Source organism: Streptacidiphilus sp. MAP12-33, from assembly GCF_041261265.1.
Taxonomy (GTDB): Bacteria; Actinomycetota; Actinomycetes; order Streptomycetales; family Streptomycetaceae; genus Streptacidiphilus.
Genome location: NZ_JBGCCA010000004.1, coordinates 236,607 through 260,030, shown reverse-complemented (window position 1 = coordinate 260,030; position 23,424 = coordinate 236,607). Strand labels below are relative to the sequence as shown.

The following is a 23,424-nucleotide window of genomic DNA, read 5'->3' as shown; positions in this document are numbered from 1 at the left end:
TACCTGCGCAGATTCGACCTGGAACACACATTTAGGCTGTTCAAGCAGTCCCTCGGGTGGGCCCGCCCGCGCCTGCGCAGCCCCGAAGCGGCGGAGCGCTGGACCTGGCTTGTGATCGCCGCACACACCCAGCTCCGCCTCGCCGTCCCGCTCGCGGCTGACCGGCGCCGGCCATGGGAGAAGACCAGCCGTCCCGGCACCGCGCTGACCCCGACCCGGGTCCGCCGCGGGTTTCGGAACATCCGACCGCACCTGCCATGTCCGGCCCGCGCACCCAAACCCTCCCGGGCCGGCCCTGGACGGCCGTCCGGCCGCAAGAACCGCCACCCCGCCACCCGCCACGACGTGGGCAAAACCGTCAAACGACCCGAGACCCTGATCGAACGCGACCGAGTCAGACCACGTTGATCACAGCCCTGAACAGGCCGAATGGTTAAGGATCAAGCTGATCCCGTGCTCGGCCGGAGGCCGCCGGAACCGCACCTGCGGATCCGGCGGCCTCCGGCGTGTGGCCTACTCGACCGGCTGCGGCAGCGGATGTTCCGTGGACGCGGCCGTCCGGGTGGTCGCCTGGTGGAGGCGCTCGCCCTCGATGTCGAGGTCGGGGAGGAGGCGGGCCAGCCACGTCGGGAGCCACCAGGCGGCGCGGCGGGTGAGGGCGAGGACGGCGGGGACGAAGGTCATCCGGATCACGAAGGCGTCGAGTGCGACGCCGGTGGCCAGGGCGAAGGCGATCTGCTTGAGCATCGTGCTGTCGGTGCCGAGGAAGGCGGCGAAGACGGAGATCATGATCAGCGCCGCCGCCGTGACGACCCGCCCGCTGTGCCGGGCGCCGGCGTGGACCGCGTGGAGCGGGTCCCCGGTCGCGGTGTAGGACTCGCGCATCCGGGAGACGAGGAAGACCTCGTAGTCCATGGCGAGTCCGAAGAGCACGGCCAGCAGCAGAATCGGCAGGAAGCTGCTGATCGGCCCGGTGCTGTCGAGGCCGAACAGGCTGCCCAGGTGTCCGAGTTGGAAGACGGAGACGACCGCGCCGAGGGTGGCGGCGATGGACAGGACGAAGCCGGCCGCTGCCTTGAGCGGCACCACGACCGAGCGGAAGACCAGGAGCAGCAGGAGCAGCGACAGCCCGACGACGACAGCGGCGAACGGGACCAGCGCGGCGTTGAGCTTGGCCGCGACGTCGATCTGGACCGCCGTGTTGCCGGTGACCTGGATGTTCGCGCCGGTCTGCCGCTCGATCTCCGCACGGTCGTCGCGGATGGTGGTGACCAGCGTCTTGGTCGCGGCGTCGCTGGGGCCGGTCCTCGGTATCACCTGGATCAGCGCCGTGTGGGTCGCCGGGTTGAGGACGGGCTTGCCGACGGCCGCCACGTCCGGCAGTCCGCGCAGGATGTCGGCGAGGTCACGGGTGGACTGCTGTGCCTCGCCGCTGTTGCCATTGCCGGTGTCGGCGAGGACGAGCAGGGGGCCGTTGAAACCGGGGCCGAAGTGTTCGGAGATCTCGTCGTAGGCGAGGCGCTGTGAACTGCCGGACGGTGCGGTGCCGTTGTCGGGCAGGGCCAGGGTCATCGAGTGGGCCGGCCAGGCCAGCGCGCCGATGGCGACGGCGACCGCGGCGAGGGCGAGCAGAGGGCGACGGGTGACCTGCCGGAACCACGCCTCGGCCGCGTTCGCGGCACGGCCCGCGCGGCCCGCGCGAGCGGTGGCGTCAGTGCGGCCGGTGGGGTCGGTGCGGTCGGTGGTCGCGGGCGAGCCCTCCGCCGCGGCCTCGCGGCGGGCGGCGCGTGAGCCGGGACGGGGTGCCAACCGCGCGCCGGCGAAGCCGAGGATCGCGGGCAGCAGAGTGGTGGCGACCAGGACGGCGGTCAGTACGGCACCCGCGGCGGCCAGCCCCATGGCGGTCAGGAACGGGATGCCGACGACGGTGAGGCCCGCCATGGCGATCACGACGGTGAGGCCCGCGAAGACGACGGCACTCCCGGCCGTGCCGACGGCCAGCGCCGCGGATTCCTCCGGGGCCATGCCCTGGGCGAGTTGGGAGCGGTGGCGGGTGACGATGAAGAGGGCGTAGTCGATGCCGACGGCCAGGCCGATCATCAGCGCCAGACTCTGCGCGGTGGAGGAGATCGCGACGACGCCGGTCAACGACAACAGGCCGAAGATCGCCGTGGCCACTCCGAAGACGGCGGTGACCAGCGGTATCCCGGCGCTCAGCAGCGAGCCGAAGGTGATCACCAGGATCAGCAGGGCGACGCCGATGCCGATCAGGTCGCTGTTCGACTTGCCGGGCGCGTTACCGAAGGCGGAGCCTCCGACGTCGGCCCGCAGACCCGGCTGGCCGGCCGAGGCCACCGACACCTTGGACGTGAGCGCGTCGAGCGAGCCGGAGGCGAGGCCGCTGCTCGGCACCTCGTACTGGACCTGGGCGACGGCGGTGCTCTTGTCGGGGGAGACGGTGTGCGAGTCGAACGGGCTGATCACCCGGGCCACCTGCGGGGCGGTGGCCGCAGCGTTCACAGCGGCGCGGATGGCCGCGGCGTCGGCGGGATCGGTGACCTTCTGCCCGGTGGGCGCCGTGAACACGATCTGCGCGCTGGTGCCGGAGGAGGCCGGGAAGTCGGTCTTCATCCGGTCCAGGGCCTGCTGGGACTCGGAGCCCGGGATGGAGAAGGTGTTGTCGAACTTGCCGCTCCCGCCGAAGGCGACGGTGCAGGCGACCACGGCGGCGACGATCGCCAGCCAGAGCGCGAGAACGCTGCGTCGGTGGCGGAAGGCGAACCTGCCGAGACGGTGCAGGACGGTGGGCATGGGTGCTCCGGGGGAGAAACTGGCAGTTCTGCCACGTTAGCAAAATGGCAGGACTGCCAGTTTCATCCTCAAGGCTGAGATACTCGGCCTGTGGACACGACCCCAGGAGGAGCCCTGACCCTGAGCGGGTCGGTAAGCGGGCAGCGGTCGGACGGGCAGGGCGAGGGGCGGCGTGAGCAGAACAAGCGCCGCACCCACGAGGCGCTGATCGAGGCAGCCGGCCGGCTCTTCCAGGAGCGTGGCTACGAGGCGACGACCGTGCGGGACATCGCCGCGGCGGCGGGCGTGGGCGAGCGGACCTTCTTCCGCTACTTCCCGAGCAAGGAGAGCCTGGTCCTGCAGCAGGTCCGCGATCTGGTGCCGCTGCTCGCCGCCGAGATCCGGGACCGCCCGGCCGCCGAGCCGCCGCTGGTCGCGCTGCGCGAGGCCCTGCTGGAGGTCGCGCAGCGCAACGGGGCGAACCCGGCGGTCCTGCTCGCCGCGTCCGGCCCCCTGCGCGTGGTCACCCCTACCGACGGGCGGGGCGACCGGCATCTGCTCTACGACATGGAGGAGGCCGTGGCGGGCGCGTTCACCGACCGACTGCTGCGTGAAGGGGGAGGGCCGGACTCCGGGGACGTGGAGTCGGTGGCGTTCCGCGCCTCCGTCCTCAGTCGCGTCGGCGTCGGCGTGCTGCGCGCGGTGCGCCTGAACTACGGGCGCCTCTCGGAAGCCGAAGGCTCGTCGATGGACCCGGCCCAGCTGGTTCGGGACGCCTTCGCGTGTCTGGAGCAAGCAGGTCGGTCCTGAGTCCCGCGAACGGCCTGCGTGACCTGGTCTCGCCCAGCAGGATGAGGTCATGCAGACGGAGGTCGATCCCGACGGGCGACTGGACGGCGCGACGCTCAGGCTCCGCTCCGACGTGACCGTTGACGCCAGCGGCGATGCGCTCCGACTGGCCTGCCCGGTCGGGACGTTCGCACTGCGGGCGGTGGCGCCGCGGGTCGTCGCGGCCCTGCGGAGTTTCGACGGCACCGCGCGTGCGGTCGGCGACGCGGCAGACGGGCTCACCGAGCCGGAGGCGCGTCAGCTGTGGACGATCCTGCGGCGGCTGAGCGACCTGTTCGTCCACCGGATCGAGAGCCATGGCCGGCCCCTGGTCGAGGTAGAGGTGACGCGACGTCATGCGCGGTACGAGCCGGCTTCCCTGGCGGTGGGAACGCCCGTACGGCTGTCGAGGTTCGCGCTGCTGCGCACCCACGCCGGAGCGCTGGTGCTCGAATCCCCGTTGTCCGGACATCGGTTCACACTGCTCGACGCCGCGGCGGTCGCCGCCGCCGGAGCGCTGGGCGGCCGCTACACGGCGGGCGAGCCGGTCGCCGGTGTGAACCGACCCGTCATGGAGAAGTTGCTCGGGCACCTGGTGGGCGCGGGCCTGGCCGAGGCGGGTCGCTCCGACGGAGACGTCCACGTCTTCCCCTCCGACGAGGACGACACGCTGCGGCAGTGGGAGTTCCACGACCTGCTCGCCCACTCCCGCTCCCGCGTCGGCGGGTTCGACCAGCCCCTCGGGGCCGTCTTCGCCCATCGCGACCGGATCGGGCCCCAGCCGGCGGTCCGACCCCTGCCCGAGGGCGGAGCGATCCCGCTGCACCGGCCCGACCTGGACGCCGTGGCGGCCGACGACCCCGCCCTCGGCACCGTGCTCGAGGGCCGCCGCTCCCTCCGGGCCTACGGGGAGCAGCCGATGACCGCCGAGCAGCTCGGCGAGTTCCTCTACCGGACGGCGCGGGTGCGCGGCCGTCGCGGTCCGACGGCGTCCACCCCTTACGAGACGACGTCGCGCCCCTACCCCAGCGGCGGCGGAGTCCACGATCTCGAGCTCTACCTCAGCGTCCGGCGCTGCGCGGGCGTCGAGCCGGGGGTCTACGGCTACGACCCGGTCGGCCATCGGCTCGTCCTGGTCAACGGCGACCCGCGGGACCTGGCCGCGATGGTCGGCTCCGCCGCGACCGGGATCGGGTTCCTGGCCGAGCCGGACGTCGTCCTCACCGTCACCTCCCGCTTCCAGCGGCTCTCCTGGAAGTACCGGGCGATCGCCTACTCCCTCGCGCTCAAGCACGTCGGCGTGCTCTACCAGACCATGTACCTGGTGGCGACGGCGATGCGGCTCGCCCCCTGCGCCCTGGGCAGCGGCGACAGCGAACTCGCGGCGCGGGTACTGGGCCTGGACCCGCTCGAGGAGCCGGCCGTCGGCGAGTTCCTCCTCGGCAGCCGTCCGGCGCCGGTGCCCGGAGCCTGAGGCGGGCGCGCCTGGTTAGGCTTCGCGTATGCGGATCTCGGTTTCCTCCGACATGGACGAGGGCGTCGCCCGGCAGCTGGTCGCGGAGCTGCGGCGTCGCGGTCACTCGGTGATCGCACACGGCGCGCTGGCGCCCGAGGAGAAGGACGACTGGGCGTTCTGCAGCGAGGCCGCGGCGCGTGACGTCGTCGAGGGCCGCGCGGACCAGGCCGTCGTCTGCTGCTGGACCGGTACCGGCGCGTCCATCGCGGCCAACAAGCTCCCCGGGATACGGGCCGCGCTCTGCACCGACGGCTACACGGCGGGCGGGGCGCGCCGCTGGAACGACGCCAACGTGCTGGCACTGAGCCTGCGCCTGACCTCGGCCGCGTTGCTCTCCGAGATCCTCGACGCATGGTTCGACGGCGCGCCCAGCCAGGAGCCCGACGACCAGGAGAACATCGCGCACCTCGGCCGGATCGGCCTGGGATGAGCGGCGGGGCGAGCGGCGGGATGAGCTGGGTGCTGATGCGCCAGGACGACAACGGCAACCGCGTCGAGATGGCACGGTTCGAGGCCCGCGCGGACGCGGAGGCCGCGGCGGCTGAGTTCGAGGCGCGCGGGCACAAGCAGCTGTACTGGGTGACCCCGGCCGCCGTCCGGGTCGTGGTCGGCGCGGCGCTGTTCGACACGTCCGGCACACGCGTCCTGGCTGCCCGCCGCTCGGCGCCGGCGGCCCTGGCGGGCCGGTGGGAGTTCCCCGGCGGCAAGGTCGAACCGGGAGAGAGCGTGCCCGCGGCGCTGGAGCGGGAGCTCCGGGAGGAGCTGGGCGTCACGGCCCGCGCGGGCGAGCGGCTGCCCGGCGCGTGGGAGGTCCGGCCCGGCCTGGAGCTCCAGATCTGGACCGCGTCCCTGCTGGACGGGGCCCCGCAGCCGCTGGAGGACCACGACGAGCTGCGCTGGCTCGACGCGGCCACGCTGGACTCCGTCGCCTGGCTCCCCCAGGACCGCTTCGCGCTCCCGCACGTGAGGCAGCTGCTGTAGGCGGCGCAGCCGCCAGGGGCGCGGGGAACCACGCGAGCAGCTACTGATGAGCGGATGGCCCTGCACGTTCGGGGCTCTGCCTCGCCGGGTGGCTTGTCGCGCAGTTCCCCGCGCCCCAGAGGTCGATGCAGCTCCCGGGAAGATGACCCGTCCGGCGGGGTACGGGAGGTTTCAGGTGGGTATGTCAGTATCCGGCCGCCATCCCGAGCGGTGGCCGGGACTGGGGAGACGTGAGGCGAGCTGACGCGCGTGCGCGCCTGCGGCGGAGGCCCGCGGCGGGTGGCGCCGGGGGGATCGTCCGTCGTGCCGCGTCCCGGGCGGCCGCGCCCGCGCCGTTCCCCGGAGCGTTGACGGTCGGCGGGGACCAGGAGGAGTCGGTCGGGCGCCGCAGCGGCAGTCTGCTGGACCTGGTCCGGGTCGCGATCGCTCTGCTGGACGAGCAGGGGCGGGTGATGCTCTGGAGCCAGGCGGCGGAGTCCCTCCTCGGCTTTCCGAGCGAAGCCCTGGTCGGGCGGGACCTGGACGTCCTGCTCGGGGACGACGCCGAGATGATCAAGGTGGTCCGGGAGGCCATCGCGGGTGTGCTGCGGGACGGCGACTCGTGGTCGGGCATCGCCCGCCTGCGGCACCGCGACGGGCACGACGTCCGGCTGGAGGCGCGGCTCTCGCTGCTGGAGAACGGCGACGGCGTACCGTTTCTGCTCTGCCGTTTCGCGGACGCGACCGCGCTGCTCGGGCTGGAGCAGGGGCTCGCCGTCCAGGAGGCGCTCTTCGAGCAGTCGCCGCTCGGTCTGGCGGTCTTCGACCGCGAGCTGCGTTACGTCCGGGTCAACGAGACGCTGGCCCGGATGAACGGACTCCCCGTCGAGGCGCACTTGGGGCGCACCTCCGGGGAGGCGCTGCCGCAGCTGGCCGCCGACGAGGTGATGGCGGTGCAGCGGCAGGTGCTGGCCACCGGCGAACCGGTGATCGACGTGACGGTCAACAGTGCCGATCCGAGCGAGCAGGGCTACCGGTCCATTTCCTACTCGCGCCTCCAGGACCGCTCCGGGCGGGTCCTCGGCCTGACCGGCATGATCATGGACGTGACGGACCGCTACCGGGCGGTCGCCAAGGTCGAGCGTGCCCGGCAGCGGCTCGCCCTGCTCAACGAGGTCGGCAGCCGGATCGGGGACCTGCTCGACGCCGAGCTGATCGCGCAGGAGGTGGCCGACGCGCTCGTGCCCCGCCTCGCCGACCACTCCGGGGTCGCCGTGCTCGAAGCCGTGCTCGACGGGGCCGAGCTGCCCAGGCACCAGCACTCGCGGCTGACGCCGCTGGTCATGGCCGCGACGGCGGCGGTCGTGCCGGGGCCGGACGCGGAGGCGATGCAGACACCGGGCGCGCGGATAAACATGACCGAGGACTCGCTCTTCGGCCGCGTGCTGCGCACCGGCATGGCGGAGACCCTGGACGCGGCGACACAGCTGGAGGACGTCTCCGGCCAGGGTGATCCGCGGGTCCGCGCCGCCTACCGGCTGGGCGTGCACTCGCTGTTGGTGGTGCCGTTGCGGGCCCGCGGCATCGTGCTCGGCCTGCTGATCCTGGACCGGGCCGGGCGGCGCGAGGGTTTCGACCACGACGACCTGGTCTTCGCCAGCGAGCTCGCGGACCGCGCGGGCGCCTCCTTCGACAACGCCCGCCTCTACGCGCGCGAGCGCGCCGCCGCGCTGATGCTGCAGCGCAGCCTGCTGCCGCAGACGGTGGTGCAGCCGCCGGGCATGGAGGTCGGCTACCGGTACGTGCCCGGCAGCAGCGGCGCCGAGGTGGGCGGCGACTGGTTCGACGTGATCCCGCTGCCGCGCGGGCGAACCGCGCTGGTGGTCGGCGACGTCATGGGCCACGGGCTGCGGGCCGCCGCGACGATGGGCCGGCTGCGGACGGCCGTGCGCACGCTGGCCGGCCTCGACCTGCCGCCGCACCGCCTGCTGCAGAAGGTGCACGACCTCGCCGACGACCTCGCCCAGGGGCCGGAGGAGGCCCTGATCGCCACCTGCGTGTACGTGGTCTACGACCCGGCCACGCGAAAACTGCTGCTGTCGAAGGCGGGCCACACCGAGCCGCTGCTCATCACCCCGGGCCCGGCGGCTGTTCACAGCGAGGAGTCGGTTCACAGTGGCCGGGGGCTGGTCGGGGGAGCCGCGAACGTGCTCGCGCTGCCCTCGGGCGCGCCGATCGGCGTCGGCGGTGTGCCCTTCGAGGTCACCGAGCTCACCGTGCCGGAGGGGAGCCTGCTCGCGCTCTACACCGATGGGCTGGTCGAGTCGCGCACGGAGGACATCGACGTGGGCACGCGCCGCCTGTGCGCCGTGCTGGAGCTCCCGCACGCCTCGGTCGAGGAGGCGTGCGAAGCGGTGGTCAGCACCCTGGACCAGGGGCAGGAACCCGACGACGTGGCGCTGTTGCTCGCCAGGCTCGGCGGGGCGCCGCTCCCGGCCGCGGTGCGCGAGGAGCGGTGGACCCTCAGCGCCGAGCCCTCGGCCCCCGCCCAGGCCCGCCGACTGGTCCGCGCGACGCTGCCCGAGTGGGACCTGCACGAGCTCCAGGACACGACGGAACTGCTGGTCAGCGAGCTGGTGACGAACGCCGTCCGGTACGGCGGCGCGCCGATCGGGCTGCGGCTGGCGCTCGGCGAGGAGTCCTTCCTCGTCGAGGTCGCCGATCCGCTGCCGGACCCGCCGCAGGAGCGTCAGGCAGCCGGGACCGACGAGGGCGGCCGTGGGCTGCAACTGGTGCACCGGCTCGCGCACCGGTGGGGGACCCGCGCCGAGGGCACCGGAAAGGTCGTCTGGTTCGAACAGACGCTGCCCGACGCCCCGGGTCACGGCGGGGCCTCGCACGGGCCTTGATCGGCTCGCCGTCGCAACCACCTCCCGCTCGGCCGGAGTGAGGCGTAAGGTTCCGATTCCGGACACTCCGTGCTCCGCCTGCCCCGGGGGCACCCCGCGTCCCTCGCTCGATGTGATGTCGAGATGATCAGGGCGTAGGCGAGATCACTGTGATGATGAATACTCGGAACGCGAGAACCCGCACCGATCGCCACAGGAGTCGGTAGTTGAGCGAAACGCCGTCACGCGAAGCCGCCGAGGCGGCCGCGTTCACGCCGCGGGTGGGCGGGGACGCCGTGATCCCGCATCCGGCCGGCGAGCCGGGAGAGCCGGGGGAGTCGCGGCCGCAGACCGCGGCGCCCAGCCTGTGGGGGCGCAGTCTGTGGGGTCACAGCGAACTCGGCTCGATCTACGACTACATACAGGTCGCCGCGTTCTCGATCGACGCCGACGGGCTGATCTCCCAGTGGAGCGACCGGGCGGCAGAGTTCTTCGGACTCCCGGCCGAGGAGGTCGTGGGCCGCGACCCGATCACCACCTTCTCCCCGCGCGAGCTGTGGCGCCGCGGCCGGGAGCGGTTCGAGGAGATCCTGGCCGGCAAGGAGTGGGTCGGCACCGCGCCCTACCGGGGCCCGGACGGGCAGGAGCAGGTCGCCGAGCTCTACCTGATGCCGGCGCGCGGCAGCGAGGGGCGCGCGGGCGTGGTGTGCATGGCGGTGGACCTGCGCAGACTGCGGGCCATCGAGACCGAACTGGCCGCGTCGGAGGCGGTCTTCGGCCAGGCCCCCACCGGTTTTGTCCTCTTCGACCACGAGAGCCGCATCCAGCGGGTCAACGAGAGTTTCGCCCGCGCACTCGGGCTCGGCGCCGAGGACCTGGTCGGGCTCACCCCGCGGGACCTGATGGCCCCCCGTGACGCGCAACGCCTGGGCCGGGCGGTCGCGGAGGTGCTGGAGAGCGGCGATCCCGTCGTCGACCTCACCTTCACCGGGGAGCTTCCCGGGCGTGTCGGCCGCCGCCGCTGGTCGATCTCGCTCTACCGGCTGCTCAGCGCCGGCAACCGCCCGATGGGTGTGGCCGGCCAGGTCATCGACGTCACCGGGCGCGCCCGCGCCGAGCGCGAGGCCGCCAGCGCGCGCCGCAGCCTGGCACTGCTCAACGAGGCCAGCGGCCACATCGGCTCGACCCTGGACCTGGAGACCACCGCCCGCGAGCTGCTGGACGTCACCGTCCCCGGCTTCTGCGACGTGGCCACCGTCGACCTCTACAACGCGGTGCTCACCGCCGACGCCGAGGGCCGCCGGGTCGACGACGGCGACGGCACCGGCGAACTGCGTCGCGTGGCCTCCGCCAGCACCGTCCACCGCGAGGGCGCGCCGACGCCGACCGCGGAGGTCGGCGGCGCCTTCTGCTACCCGCCGCGCTCGCCCTACGCCAAGGCGCTGCGCACCGGTCGCAGCCTCACCCTCATCGGTCCCGGCAACCCCGACCCGAACCCGCTGATCTCCAGCGCCGTCGTGGTGCCGATGGTGGCCCGCGAGAAGGTGCTGGGCCTCGTCCAGCTCTCGCGCGCCAAGGGCAGTGAGCCCTTCGACGCGCGCGACGTCGCCATCGCGACCGAGCTGGTCTCCCGGGCGGCGGTGTGTATCGACAACGCGCGGTTGTACCGGCGAGAACACGAGCGGGCGCTGATCCTGCAGCGCTCCCTGTTGCCACCGGGCAACCCGGAGGCCTCGGGTCTGGAGATCGCCTGCCGCTACCGCCCCGCGGGCAGCGGCACCGAGGTCGGCGGCGACTGGTTCGACGTCATTCCCCTGCCCGGCAACCGCACCGCGCTGGTCGTCGGCGACGTGATGGGCCGCGGGCTCCGCGCGGCGGTGGCCATGGGCCAGCTGCGCACGGCTGTGCGGACGCTCGCGCTGCTGGATCTGGACCCTGCCGACGTGCTCACCCAGCTCGACGAGATCGCCCGCGGACTGTCGGCCGACCCGGAGTCCGACGGTGGCGAGTCCGGCGAGCTCTACCTCGCTACCTGCGTGTACGCGGTCTACGACGCGGTGACGCGCCGCTGCACGATCGCCAACGCGGGACACCTGCCGCCGGTCGTCGTCGACCCGGCGGGCGGCCCCAACCCGGCGCTGATGCTGGAGCTCCCCGAGGGTCTGCCCCTCGGTGTCGGCGGCGAGCCCTTCGAGGAGGTCACCGTCGAGCTCCCGGACGGCGCGCTGTTCGGGCTCTACACGGACGGGCTGGTGGAGTCCCGCAACCACCAGCTGGAGGACGGCCTGTCCGCGTTGCGCGACGCACTGAGCGGACCGGAGCGCCCCCTGGAGGCGCTCTGCGACCAGCTGCTGACGGAACTCGATCCGCACCACGGCGAGGACGACATCGCCCTGCTGATGGCACGCGTGAGCGCGTTGCCGAGCAACTCGGTCGGGGACTGGATCCTCCCCTCCGAGCCGACGTCCGTCGCCCGCGCCCGTGAACTGGCCTGCGGCTGGCTGCTGGCCTGCGGGCTGGACGAGCTGGTCGACACGGTCGAGCTCCTCGTCAGCGAGCTCGCGACGAACGCGCTCCGGCACGGCCGCGGGGACATCCGCCTCCGGCTGCTGCGGGACTCCGTCCTGGTCTGCGAGGTCTGGGACAACGGCTACGCCCAACCCCGCCAGCGCCGCGCCCGCGATACGGACGAGGGCGGCCGCGGCCTTCAGCTGGTGAGCCTGCTGGCCGACCGCTGGGGGAGTCGAAGGACTCCCAACGGCAAAGCGGTGTGGTTCGAACTAGGGCTCCCCGCAACCCCCTAGGGGCGCGGGGCTCTGCTTGGTCAACTGCGGGCGCGAGCAACCACCGGCGTGCGGATGGCCCTGCTCGTTGAGGACCATCCGCATGTCAGTGGCTTGTCGCGCCCACGCCGCGGGCACCTCCCGGCCGAAGGCTGGGGGAGGAGCCGCACATCGGCAGCGCCCGCGCCCCTGGAGGTGCGACTCACCGTCGGCGTGAAATCTTGCTCCCGAGCCAGACCAGTGGGTCGTACTTGCGGTCAACCGCGCGCTCCTTCAACGGAATCAGCGCGTTGTCCGTGATCTTGATGCCCTCCGGGCAGACCTCCGAGCAGCACTTGGTGATGTTGCAGTAGCCCAGCCCGTGCTCCTCCTGCGCCGTCTTCTTCCGGTCCAGGCCCTCCGCGGCCGCCGCGTCCAGCGGGTGCATGTCGAGCTCGGCGACCCGCATCAGGAAGCGCGGCCCCGCGAACGCGGGCTTGTTCTCCTCGTGGTCGCGGACCACGTGGCAGGTGTCCTGGCACAGGAAGCACTCGATGCACTTGCGGAACTCCTGCGAGCGGTTCACATCCTCCTGCTGCATCCGGTACTCGCCGGGCTTCACGCCCTGCGGCGGGACGAACGCCGGGATCTCGCGGGCCTTCTGGTAGTTGAAGCCCACGTCCGTCACCAGGTCGCGCAGGACCGGGAAGGCGCGCATCGGGGTGATGGTCACCGTCTCGCCCGCCGGCAGGGTCGACATGCGGGTCATGCACATCAGCCGCGGGCGGCCGTTGATCTCGGCGCTGCAGGAGCCGCACTTGCCGGCCTTGCAGTTCCAGCGCACGGCGAGGTCGGGCGCCTGGGTCGCCTGGATCCGGTGGACGACGTCGAGGACCACCTCGCCCTCGTTGACCTCGACCTGGAAGTCCGTCAGCTCCCCGCTCTCGGCGTCGCCGCGCCAGACGCGGAACGTGGCCTCGTAGCTCAATGCTCCGCTCCGTTCTCAGTCTTCTTCTCGGCGTCCGCACGCTGCGGAGGGAGCTCCGCCTCGGGCAGCTCGTCCTCGGTCAGGTACTTCTTCAGCTCGTCGACGCCGAACAGGGCGAGCAGGTCCTCGCGGATCGGCGGGTTCGCCTTGCGCTGGAGCGTGATCGCCCCCTCGCCGGGGACCGGCTTGTCGGCCAGCGCGCAGGCGAGCAGGACGCGGCGCCACTCCGCGGCCATCGCCGGGTGGTCCTCGCGGGTGTGGCCGCCGCGGCTCTCCTGGCGTTCCAGCGCCGCACGCGCCACGCATTCGGAGACCAGCAGCATGTTGCGCAGGTCCAGGGCCAGGTGCCAGCCCGGGTTGAACTGCCGGTGTCCCTCGACGCCGGCCTGCTCGGCCCGCTCGCGCAGGGCGGAGAGCCGGTGCAGGGCCTCCTCCATCTCGCCCTCGCGCCGGATGATGCCGACCAGGTCGTTCATCGACTGCTGCAGTTCCTGGTGCAGGCCGTAGGGGTTCTCGCCACCCTCGGCGGCGAAGGGAGCCAGCGCCTCCTCCGCGGCCGCGTCGATCTGCTCCTGGTCCACCACCGGGCGGTCGTCCGCCGCCGCCTGCGCGTACTGCGAGGCGTGCAGACCGGCGCGGCGGCCGAAGACCAGCAGGTCGGAGAGGGAGTTGCCGCCCAGCCGGTTGGAGCCGTGCATCCCGCCGGCGACCTCACCGGCCGCGAACAGCCCGGGGACACAGGAGGACGCGGTGTCCGGGTCGACCTCGACGCCGCCCATCACGTAGTGGCAGGTCGGGCCGACCTCCATCGGCTCGGCGGTGATGTCGACGTCCGCCAGCTCCTTGAACTGGTGGTGCATCGACGGCAGCCGCCGCCGGATCTCCTCGGCCGGCAGGCGCGTCGAGACGTCGAGGTACACACCGCCGTGCGGGGTGCCGCGGCCCGCCTTGACCTCGCTGTTGATCGCGCGGGCCACCTCGTCGCGCGGCAGCAGCTCCGGGGGGCGCCGGTTGTTGGCCTGGTCCTGGTACCAGCGGTCGCCCTCCTCCTCCGTCTGCGCGTACTTCTCGCGGAAGACGTCGGGGATGTAGTCGAACATGAAGCGCTTGCCGTCGCTGTTGCGCAGCACACCGCCGTCGCCGCGCACGGACTCGGTGACCAGGATGCCCTTGACCGACGGCGGCCAGACCATCCCGGTCGGGTGGAACTGGACGAACTCCATGTTGATCAGGTTGGCCCCCGCGAGCAGCGCCAGCGCGTGGCCGTCCCCGGTGTACTCCCAGGAGTTGGAGGTCACCTTGAACGACTTGCCGATGCCGCCCGTCGCCAGCACGACGGCCGGCGCCTCGATGACGAAGAAACGCCCCGACTCGCGCTGGTAGCCGAAGACCCCGCTGACCCGATCTCCGTCTTTCAAGACCCGGGTGACCGTGTACTCCTGGAAGACCTTGATCCGCGCCTCGTAGTCGCCGTGCTCGCGGAAGTCCTCCTGCTGCAGGCTGACGATCTTCTGCTGCAGGGTGCGGATCAGCTCCAGCCCGGTGCGGTCGCCGACGTGGGCCAGGCGCGGGTACTCGTGGCCGCCGAAGTTGCGCTGGGAGATCCGGCCGTCCTTGGTGCGGTCGAAGAGCGCGCCCCAGGTCTCCAGCTCCCAGACCCGCTCGGGGGCCTCCTTGGCGTGCAGCTCGGCCATCCGCCAGTGGTTGAGGAACTTGCCGCCGCGCATGGTGTCGCGGAAGTGCACCTGCCAGTTGTCCTGGTCGTTGACGTTGCCCATGCTGGCCGCGATGCCGCCCTCGGCCATCACGGTGTGGGCCTTGCCGAAGAGCGACTTGCAGATGATCGCCGTCCGCCTGCCGTTCCCGCGGGCCTCGATCGCCGCCCGCAGTCCGGCGCCGCCGGCTCCCACCACCACCACGTCGAAGTCGTGGCGCTCCACCTCGGTCATGAAGTTGTTCCCTTGAGTGTCAGACGATCAGAAGAAGCGCGGGTCGCTGAAGGCGCCGCTCGCCAGCAGGTACACGTAGAGGTCGGCCAGGCCCACACTGAACAGGGAGGCCCAGGCCAGCTGCATGTGGCGGGCGTTCAGCTTGCTGACCCAGGTCCACATCCGGTAGCGCACGGGGTGCTTGGAGAAGTGCCGCAGCCGGCCGCCGACGATGTGCCGGCAGGAGTGGCACGAGGCCGTGTACGCCCAGATCAGCGAGACGTTGACCAGCAGCACCAGGGTGCCCAGGCCCATGTGGCCCCAGTGCCCCTGCGCGTCGCGGAAGCCGAGGATCGCGTCCCAGGTGAGGATCCCGGCCACCGGGATGGCGAGGTAGAAGAAGTACCGGTGGATGTTCTGCAGGATCAGCGGGAACCGGGTCTCGCCGCTGTACTTCGCGTGCGGCTCGGCGACCGCGCAGGCCGGCGGGGAGGACCAGAAGGACCGGTAGTAGGCCTTGCGGTAGTAGTAGCAGGTCATCCGGAAGCCCAGCGGGAAGATCAGCACGATCAGCGCCGGGGAGAGCCGCCACCAGCCGCCGAAGAGCGCCCAGTCTGCGCCGCCGTCCATCTGCGGGCAGTTGGCGGCCAGGCAGGGGGAGTAGAACGGCGAGACGTAGGGCGCGGCATAGGAGGTGTGCAGCCCGAAGAAGGCCCGCCAGGTCGAGTAGCCGATGAACAGGAGCAGGCCTGCGGCGGTCAACACCTGGGGGAGCCACCAGCGGTCCAGCCGCAGATGCCGTTGTGCGATCGCCGCGCGCCCGGGGGAGTGGACCCCCCGGGCGGCTTTCTCCGCGGCCTCGGGGGGCCTCGTCTCCGTCGTCACTGCTGTTCTCGTCCTCTCCTGGGCGGTTCCGGAACGCGTCGCTTCCGGGTCAGTGGTGGTGCCCGCCGATGCCCTCGTCCTCGGCTCCGTGCCACATCGCCGGGTCGTAGGGGGTGTCCGGAACCTCGATCAGGCGGTTGCCCTGTTCGGGCACGCAGGTGGGCGGCAGGCAGGCCCGCAGTCGGGCCAGCGCCTGCCTGGTCTCGTCGACGGCGCGGTCCAGCTCGGCGAGGCGGCGGTGCGCCTCCGCCAGAGCGGTCGGGTCGATCGTGTTCGAGGGCACGGCTCAGCTCCCCTCCACGCGCACGGGTTTTCGATTCCTGATGTTGTGTCAGGAACGCGCGGAAGCGAGTGTGGCCCCGATCACCCTCACATGGAAAGGCTTTGCTCACGATTGGCGGATTACGCCTCGCTCGCGCGCGCCCCCGCCTGGCGCAATCCGCTGCCCCGATCGAGTGGCTTCCACAGCCTGGCCGACGTGTCGTCAGGCCGACTGCGCACGACGGACCTTGAGTGTGGGTGTGGTGTATCGCAACAGCTTCCCCCGCCCGCCGCGCGAGACGGCTGCCTCGCTGCTGGCCGTCTCCGTCGCCCTGGTGCTCGCCGCCTGCTCGGGTTCGGACACGCCCTCGGTCCGTGCCGACGACATGACCCGTGCGAGCCGTTCCGCCGTGGCCCAGGGTGGCACTCTGCGTTGGGCGGTGGACGCGGTGCCCACCACCCTCAACGCCTTCGAGTCCGACGCCGGACCGGCCACGACGCTCGCGGCCGAGGCTCTGCTGCCGACCCTGTTCACACTCGACGCGAAGGGCCGGGCCACCGCGGACCCGGACTACCTGCAGAGTGCCGAGCAGTCCGGCGGCTCGTCCGGCTCGTCCGGTAGCTCGCCGCAGACCGTCGTCTACACGCTCAACCCCAAGGCCACCTGGAGCGACGGCAAGGCGCTCGGCCTCGCCGATTTCGTCGGCCAGTGGCACGCCCTCAGCGGTACCGACCCCGCCTTCGCCGCGGCCGGCGCCGCCCGCACCGACGGGTACGACAGCATTGCCCAGGTCGTGCCCGGAGCGAAGCCCAACCAGGTCAAGGTGGTCTTCGCCCACGCCTACGCGCCCTGGCGGTCGTTGTTCACACCGCTGTACCCCGCCGCCGCGACGGCCTCACCGCAGGCGTTCACAGCCGGCCAGAAGAGCACGCTCACCGCCGATGCGGGTCCGTTCACACTCAAGGGCGCGCCCGGCGAGGACGGGCAGAAGACGCTGACCGTCGCCCGCAACCCGCACTGGTGGGGCGACCCCGCGAAACTGGACACCGTCGTGTTCACAGCCGTGGCCCCCGGGGACGCGGCGGCGGCGCTGAACTCCCACAAGGTCGACATCGCCGATCTCAGCCGCGCCGCGGACGACTCCGGGGACACCCCCGACGCCACCTCGGGCACCCAGGTGCTGAGCGCCGCCGCGCCCGGCTACCTCGCCCTGGCCTTCAACGGCGGCACCGGACTGCTCGCCGACCCGCAGGTGCGCCGCGCGGTCGCCGACGCGGTCGACCGCCAGGCCCTGGCGGACGCGGTGCTGAAGCCGCTCAACCTGCCCGCCGTCCCGCTCGGCAACCACCTGCTCATGTCCGACCAGCAGGGCTACCAGGACGACGCGGCCGCGCTCGGCGCGAGCGCCGCCAACGCCGAGAAGCTGCTGGACGCCGCGGGCTGGCGCCTGGGCACGCACAGCGACGCGGCGTCGGGCAGCGTCATCCGCGCCAACGGCGCGAAGCCGCTGTCGCTGACGCTGCTCACCCGCGCGGGCTCGGCCCGCGACGCGACGCTCACGAAGCTGCTGACCGCGCAGCTGGCCAAGGTCGGCATCGGCGTGACGGCGAAGCCGGTGCCCGAAGCGGACTTCTTCACCAAGCACGTGGCCGCGGGCGACTTCGACCTGGCCCTGGTCAGCTGGCCGGCCTCCCGTTTCCCCATCGCGGACGAGCGCGCGCTCTTCGCCAAGCCGCAGGTCAACGCGGACGGCTCGCTCACGCTGGGCCAGAACCTGTCCGCGACGGGCACGGACGAGATCGACAAGCTCCTCACCGAGGCGGTCGCCGCGACCAACCCCGCCGACGCGACCCGCCTCACCAACGAGGCGGACATCCGCATCTGGCAGGCGGCGCCGTCACTCCCGCTCTTCCAGTCCCCGGAGCTGGTGGGCCTGCGCACCAACGTCCGCAACGCGGGCGCGTTCGGCTTCGCCACCCCGCGCTTCCAGGACATCGGCTTCGCGAAGTAGCCGCACCACCCAGGGGCGCGGGGCTCCGCTGACGCGCCCCTGGGTGGTGCAGCTGGCAGCGACAGCTAGGCGCGGTCGCGGGTCAGTGGGAGGTCGGTGATCAGGCGGTCCACCGTGGCCACGCGGGCCAGGCCCGGGGTGAGGGCGGCGGCGGAGGCGAGGGTGGCGCGGGCGGCGGGCTGGTCGCCGGTGACGGCTTGCGCGGCGGCCAGCGTGCACAGGGCGTAGGCGCGGGTCTGCAGGTCGGTCGGCTTGCGCACGCTCGCCCTGGCGAGAGCCAGGGCCTCGGCGGTGCGGCCCTCCAGCAGGGCCTGGGTGGCGGGGATGTCGCTCGCGGCGATCAGCCGCGGGATACGGAGCGCCGCCTCGGCCAGCGCGCCGGACAGGACGGCCTGGACCTCCTCGCGGGCGAACTCGCCCGCCTCGACGCCGAACAGCGCGGCCCGCGCCACCAGCAGCTCGCCGCCGGACGACTCCGGCAGGCGCTCGCGCTCGGCACGGGCGGTGGTCATGGTGGTGAGCGCGTCGCGGTAGCGGCCGTCGGCGATCGCCACGCCCACCCTCAGCCGGACGCCCATCAGGGTGTCGGCGCGCACCGAGGCGACCGCCGTCCGCGCCTCGTCGAGCCGGCCTCCCATCAGCGCCCGTTGCGCCGCGACCTCGGCCGGGTCCGCCGCCAGCTGGCCCAGCAGCCGCGCGTCGGCGAACGGCGCGCGGAAGACCATCCACGCCGTGGATCCCGCCTGCTTGGCTCCCGCCACGAGCATCAGCAGCGCGAGCACGAGGGCGCCCAGGCCCAGGTAGCGCAGCGGTGAGGGGGCCGCCAGCAGCAGGGCCGCCCCCATCGCGCCGGGGACGAGCGTGCGGGCGAGGCCGCCCAGCAGGAGCCGGGACCGCAGGCCGGGGCCGGCCACGATCGTGGTGCAGGCCTGGAGCGGGAGCAGCGGGATCGGGCGCACGGCGACGCCCACCCGGCCCACCCGGCCGACCCGCAGCAGCCGGCCGGTGCCGACCATGAGCAGGGTCGGCGTCTGACCGCCGAGCCGTCCGAGCAGCAGGGTCACCAGGACCTGCACCTGGACGGCGAGGATGCCGCCGGCCGCGCCGGTGACGGAGATGACCAGCGGGTTGTCCGCCAGGGAGGCGTGACTGGTCAGCCCCTGGAGGCCCAGCATCAGCCAGACGGTGACCAGCAGGACGATCCGGCCCTTGGCCGAGGGCGCGGGCCGGGCCGACCGCCGTGGCGGAAGCGGCGGAAGCGGGGGCGCGGGCGGAAGAGGAGCCTGCGGCGTGGGGGACTCATGTGTCACGGGCGGGGATCATGCCACCCGAACGGCGGTGGCCGCCAGAAAACCCGAGCCACCTGTTCGAAGCCCGGACACGGGCGGGACAGCGGCCTCCACGGCGGGGAGACGCGAGCCGTACGCCGCCCGTATGCGAGCCGTTCGCCGGGCGGCGCGCGAGTGACCGGGGCCAACCACGTACCATAGGACAAAGCCGTGGCATGTTCAGATGCCCGGTGGGTGGACCGGCGGCACAGACTCGTGCTCGGCGGGTGCCACGCCCAGTCGATTCGGGAGAACTGTACTCCGTATGCCCACGCGCAATGACATCCGGAACGTCGCCATCGTCGCGCACGTTGACCACGGCAAGACGACGCTGGTCGACGCCATGCTGAAGCAGGCCGGCGCCTTCGCCGCGCACCAGCACCTGGACGACCGCATGATGGACTCCAACGACCTGGAGCGTGAGAAGGGCATCACCATTCTCGCGAAGAACACCGCGGTCAAGTACCACCCCAAGGGTGGCGGCGAGCCCATCACGATCAACATCATCGACACCCCCGGCCACGCCGACTTCGGTGGCGAGGTCGAGCGCGGCCTGTCCATGGTCGACGCGGTCGTGCTGCTGGTGGACGCCTCCGAGGGCCCGCTGCCGCAGACCCGCTTCGTGCTGCGCAAGGCGCTGCACGCCAAGCTGCCGGTCATCCTCTGCATCAACAAGACCGACCGTCCGGACTCCCGGATCGACGAGGTCGTCAACGAGACCTACGACCTCTTCCTCGACCTGGACGCGGACGAGGACCAGATCGAGTTCCCGATCGTCTACGCCTGCGCGCGTGACGGTATCGCCTCGCTGACCAAGCCGGAGAACGGCACGGTCCCGGCCGACAGCGACAGCCTGGAGCCGTTCTTCTCCACCATCCTGTCCGCCGTCCCGGCCCCGACCTACGACGAGGACGCGCCGCTCCAGGCCCACGTCACCAACCTGGACGCCGACAACTTCCTCGGGCGTATCGCGCTGCTCCGCGTCGAGCAGGGCTACCTGAAGAAGGGCCAGACCGTCGCCTGGATCAAGCGCGACGGTTCGATCTCCAACGTCCGCATCAGCGAGCTGATGATGACCGAGGCGCTCACCCGCAAGCCGGCCGAGCAGGCCGGTCCGGGCGACATCTGCGCCGTCGCGGGCATCGGCGAGATCATGATCGGCGAGACCCTGGCCGACCCGGAGAACCCGATCGCGCTGCCGCTGATCACGGTCGACGAGCCGGCCATCTCGATGACCATCGGCACCAACACCTCGCCGCTGGTCGGCAAGGGCGGCTCCGGCAAGGGCGCCGACGCCAAGTCGGGCGCGAAGGTCGACCGCAAGGTCACCGCCCGCCAGGTCAAGGACCGCCTGGACCGCGAGCTGATCGGTAACGTCTCGCTGCGCGTCCTGGAGACCGAGCGTCCGGACGCCTGGGAGGTGCAGGGCCGTGGTGAGCTGGCGCTGGCCATCCTCATCGAGACCATGCGCCGCGAGGGCTTCGAGCTGACCGTCGGCAAGCCGCAGGTCGTCACCCGCGAGATCGACGGCAAGACCCACGAGCCGGTCGAGCGCCTCACGGTCGACGTGCCCGAGGAGCACATGGGCGCCGTCACCCAGCTGATGGGTGTCCGCAAGGCGCGCATGGACAACATGTCGAACCACGGCTCCGGCTGGGTCCGCATGGAGTTCGTGATCCCGTCCCGCGGCCTGATCGGTTTCCGCACGGAGTTCCTGACCTCCACCCGCGGCACCGGCATCGCGCACTCGATCCACGAGGGCTACGAGCCCTGGTTCGGTGTGCTCACCACCCGCAACAACGGCTCCCTGGTCGCCGACCGCTCCGGCGTGGTCACCGCCTTCGCGATGACCAACCTGCAGGAGCGCGGCGTGCTGTTCACCGACCCCGGCACCGAGGTGTACGAGGGCATGATCGTCGGCGAGAACTCGCGCGCCGACGACATGGACGTGAACATCACCAAGGAGAAGAAGCTCACCAACATGCGTTCCTCGAACGCCGACGTGGCCGAGTCGATCGTCCCGCCGCGCAAGCTCTCCCTGGAGCAGTCCCTGGAGTTCTGCCGCGAGGACGAGTGCATCGAGGTCACCCCGGAGACCGTGCGCATCCGCAAGGTCGTCCTGGACGCCCAGACGCGTGCCCGCACCCGCGGTCGCGTCAACAAGGGCTGAGCCGAGGCCCGAGCCCGAGGCTCGGACCTGACTCCGTAGCCTAGAAGAAGCCGCCGGAAGCCCTGCTTCCGGCGGCTTCTTGCTGCCGTTCGGCTGTCACTCATTGTGATGACATTCGGGCCGAGTGTCAGTGCCGGGGTGTACGGATATCGGTGCCAGGATGATGGATGGCGGTATTAGCTGTCCGATTCGACACCTGATGCACCCACCTGGTCATGCCCGGGTTGCGAGACGCAGCTCACAGGCGTGTGATCAAACCGAAATGTCATTTGGTCGGAAGCATCGCCGAGAGTGACGGATAGTAGAGACCACGACGCTCGGGTCACCGGGCCGGCTGCCGATCACGTCCGCCGGTCCGCGAGCTCAGGTGCCGCTGCCCAGGGGTGGGCGTCGGTGCCACGAGACAAGTGCAAACAGCACGTTCGAGGAGGCACGTCCAATGCGTGGAGCCACGCAAGCGAAGTTCGCCGCCGGGGCCATCGCCATCGCCCTGGCCGCCACGGCCTGCAGCAGCAGCTCGAGCTCGGGCGGCTCCAGCTCCGGTGCTGCCAACGCCAATGGCGTGGTGACCGCGTGGTGGGGTGATCCGCAGAACCCGCTCATTCCGACCGACACCAACGAGGTGAACGGCGGCGCGGTGCTCAACATGATCTTCGATGGTCTGCAGCACTACAACCCGAAGACCGGTGTGGCCGAGCTGGCCAACGCTCAGTCGATCACGACCAACGACCAGCAGCACTTCACCATCACGCTGAAGTCTGGCTGGAAGTTCTCCGACGGCACCCCGGTGACCGCCCACTCCTACGTGGACGCCTGGAACTGGGGCGCGTACCTGCCGCACGCGCAGAACAACACGGACCCGTTCTTCACCTCCATCCAGGGCTACTCGGCCGTCCACCCGGCCACCGGCTCGCCGACGGCGCAGACCATGTCCGGCCTCAAGGTCGTCAACGACACGACCTTCACCGTCGCGCTGACCCAGAAGTTCTCGCTGTGGCCGGACACCCTCGGCTACTCGGCCTTCTACCCGCTGCCGCAGTCGTTCTTCAGCAACCAGGCCGCGTGGGAGGCCCACCCGGTCGGCAACGGCCCGTACGTCATCAAGTCCTGGACCAAGGGCACGGGGATGCAGCTCACCCCGAACTCGACGTACTCCGGCAACTACAAGCCGAAGAACGGCGGCATCAACCTCAAGGTCTACACCGACCCGAACGCCGCCTACGCCGACCTGCAGGCCGGCAACCTCGACGTCGACAACGGTCTGTCCAACACCGCGCTCAAGACGGTCCAGTCCGACCTCAACGGTCGCTACCTGAACCAGCCGGCCGGCATCAACCAGACCATCTCCTTCCCGCTGAACCAGGCGAACTGGAACACCCCGGGGGCCAAGCTGGTCCGTGAGGGCATCTCGATGGCCATCGACCGGCCCACCATCACCAAGGTGATCTTCCAGGGCACCCGCACCCCCGCCACCGACTGGACCTCGCCGGTCCTCGGTGCCGAGGGCGGCTTCAGCAGCACGCTCTGCGGCGACGTCTGCACGTACAACCCGACCAAGGCCAAGCAGCTGATCCAGCAGGGCGGCGGCATCCCCGGCGGCCAGCTGACCATCAGCTACAACGCCGACGGCCCGCACAAGGAGTGGGTCGACGCGGTCTGCAACAGCATCAACAACGCGCTGGGCAACACCAACGCGTGCGTCGGCAAGCCGGTCGGCACCTTCGCGGACTTCCGCAACCAGATCCAGAACAAGCAGATGACGTCCGCCTTCCGTACCGGTTGGCAGATGGACTACCCGCTGATCCAGGACTTCCTGCAGCCGCTGTTCTTCACCAACGCCGCGTCGAACGACTCGCACTACAGCAACCCGCAGTTCGACAACCTGGTCAACCAGGCCAACGCCGCCAGCAGCAAGTCCGGCGCCGTCTCGGACTTCCAGCAGGCGGAGAAGCTCCTGGTCACCGACCTGCCGTCGATCCCGCTGTGGTACCAGAACGGCACCGTCGGCTGGTCCTCGCGGGTCTCCAACGTGTCGCTGGACGTCTTCAGCGTCCCGGTCTACACCGACATCACCGTCAACAAGTAAGTCGTCGGTCCGCCGGCCGACC

General features: G+C 71.6%; 15 protein-coding genes and 1 pseudogene. 10 read left to right on the top strand and 6 right to left on the bottom strand.

Annotated features, from left to right (window positions below; all coding sequences use genetic code 11):
* A pseudogene (locus ABH931_RS07070) lies at positions 1–408 on the top strand (transposase); the annotation flags it as partial.
* A gap of 105 nt (positions 409–513) precedes the next feature.
* On the opposite strand, the gene ABH931_RS07065 reads toward ABH931_RS07070, so the two are convergent.
* Positions 514–2,811 carry an MMPL family transporter gene (locus ABH931_RS07065; protein ID WP_370110959.1) on the bottom strand — a complete coding sequence of 766 codons (2,298 nt, stop codon included), beginning with the start codon at positions 2,809–2,811 and terminating at the stop codon, positions 514–516.
* 90 nt (positions 2,812–2,901) lie between these two features.
* Between ABH931_RS07065 and ABH931_RS07060 the strand changes: the two genes are divergently transcribed.
* The 6 genes from ABH931_RS07060 (at position 2,902) to ABH931_RS07035 (ending at position 11,786) form a co-directional block, all read left to right on the top strand.
* The gene (locus ABH931_RS07060; RefSeq protein ID WP_370110957.1) at positions 2,902–3,600 is read left to right on the top strand and encodes a TetR/AcrR family transcriptional regulator; all 699 of its coding nucleotides are present in this window, start codon (positions 2,902–2,904) and stop codon (positions 3,598–3,600) included.
* A 49-nt stretch (positions 3,601–3,649) separates the two neighbouring features.
* On the top strand, positions 3,650–5,092 hold the full coding sequence (locus ABH931_RS07055) for a SagB family peptide dehydrogenase (protein ID WP_370110955.1): 1,443 nt from the start codon (positions 3,650–3,652) through the stop codon (positions 5,090–5,092).
* A 28-nt stretch (positions 5,093–5,120) separates the two neighbouring features.
* A complete protein-coding gene (locus tag ABH931_RS07050; protein ID WP_370110953.1) occupies positions 5,121–5,564 on the top strand; it encodes an RpiB/LacA/LacB family sugar-phosphate isomerase in 444 nt (147 codons plus the stop codon).
* 149 nt (positions 5,565–5,713) lie between these two features.
* Complete coding sequence (locus tag ABH931_RS07045; RefSeq protein ID WP_370110982.1) at positions 5,714–6,115, top strand: (deoxy)nucleoside triphosphate pyrophosphohydrolase; 402 nt, start codon at positions 5,714–5,716, stop codon at positions 6,113–6,115.
* Positions 6,116–6,345: 230 nt separating this feature from the next.
* Complete coding sequence (locus ABH931_RS07040; protein WP_370110951.1) at positions 6,346–9,003, top strand: SpoIIE family protein phosphatase; 2,658 nt, start codon at positions 6,346–6,348, stop codon at positions 9,001–9,003.
* Positions 9,004–9,362: 359 nt separating this feature from the next.
* Positions 9,363–11,786 carry a SpoIIE family protein phosphatase gene (locus ABH931_RS07035; RefSeq protein ID WP_370110980.1) on the top strand — a complete coding sequence of 808 codons (2,424 nt, stop codon included), beginning with the start codon at positions 9,363–9,365 and terminating at the stop codon, positions 11,784–11,786.
* Between the two features lie 181 nt (positions 11,787–11,967).
* Here ABH931_RS07035 and ABH931_RS07030 read toward each other — a convergent pair whose 3' ends face one another.
* Genes ABH931_RS07030 through ABH931_RS07015 form a run of 4 tightly spaced genes read right to left on the bottom strand, consistent with a single transcriptional unit; the run spans position 11,968 to position 15,828 of the window.
* A complete protein-coding gene (locus ABH931_RS07030; protein ID WP_370110949.1) occupies positions 11,968–12,732 on the bottom strand; it encodes a succinate dehydrogenase/fumarate reductase iron-sulfur subunit in 765 nt (254 codons plus the stop codon).
* Positions 12,729–14,681: a fumarate reductase/succinate dehydrogenase flavoprotein subunit gene (locus tag ABH931_RS07025; protein ID WP_370110947.1), complete on the bottom strand. Its 1,953-nt coding sequence runs from the start codon at positions 14,679–14,681 to the stop codon at positions 12,729–12,731. Before ABH931_RS07025 ends, ABH931_RS07030 begins: the two co-directional genes overlap by 4 nt.
* Positions 14,682–14,708: 27 nt before the next feature.
* A complete protein-coding gene (locus ABH931_RS07020) occupies positions 14,709–15,545 on the bottom strand; it encodes a hypothetical protein (RefSeq protein ID WP_370110945.1) in 837 nt (278 codons plus the stop codon).
* A gap of 49 nt (positions 15,546–15,594) precedes the next feature.
* Positions 15,595–15,828 carry a hypothetical protein gene (locus ABH931_RS07015; protein WP_370110943.1) on the bottom strand — a complete coding sequence of 78 codons (234 nt, stop codon included), beginning with the start codon at positions 15,826–15,828 and terminating at the stop codon, positions 15,595–15,597.
* Between the two features lie 238 nt (positions 15,829–16,066).
* Between ABH931_RS07015 and ABH931_RS07010 the strand changes: the two genes are divergently transcribed.
* Positions 16,067–17,818, top strand: coding sequence for an ABC transporter family substrate-binding protein (locus ABH931_RS07010; RefSeq protein ID WP_370110941.1), 1,752 nt, complete (start codon positions 16,067–16,069; stop codon positions 17,816–17,818).
* A gap of 65 nt (positions 17,819–17,883) precedes the next feature.
* Here the strand turns inward: ABH931_RS07010 and ABH931_RS07005 are convergent, their stop codons facing one another.
* Positions 17,884–19,128 carry a hypothetical protein gene (locus tag ABH931_RS07005; protein ID WP_370110939.1) on the bottom strand — a complete coding sequence of 415 codons (1,245 nt, stop codon included), beginning with the start codon at positions 19,126–19,128 and terminating at the stop codon, positions 17,884–17,886.
* A gap of 283 nt (positions 19,129–19,411) precedes the next feature.
* Between ABH931_RS07005 and typA the strand changes: the two genes are divergently transcribed.
* Positions 19,412–21,316 (top strand): translational GTPase TypA, encoded by a 1,905-nt coding sequence (gene typA / locus ABH931_RS07000; protein WP_370110937.1) that lies wholly within the window; start codon positions 19,412–19,414, stop codon positions 21,314–21,316.
* 439 nt (positions 21,317–21,755) lie between these two features.
* On the top strand, positions 21,756–23,402 hold the full coding sequence (locus ABH931_RS06995; RefSeq protein WP_370110935.1) for an ABC transporter substrate-binding protein: 1,647 nt from the start codon (positions 21,756–21,758) through the stop codon (positions 23,400–23,402).
* Positions 23,403–23,424: the final 22 nt, after the last annotated feature.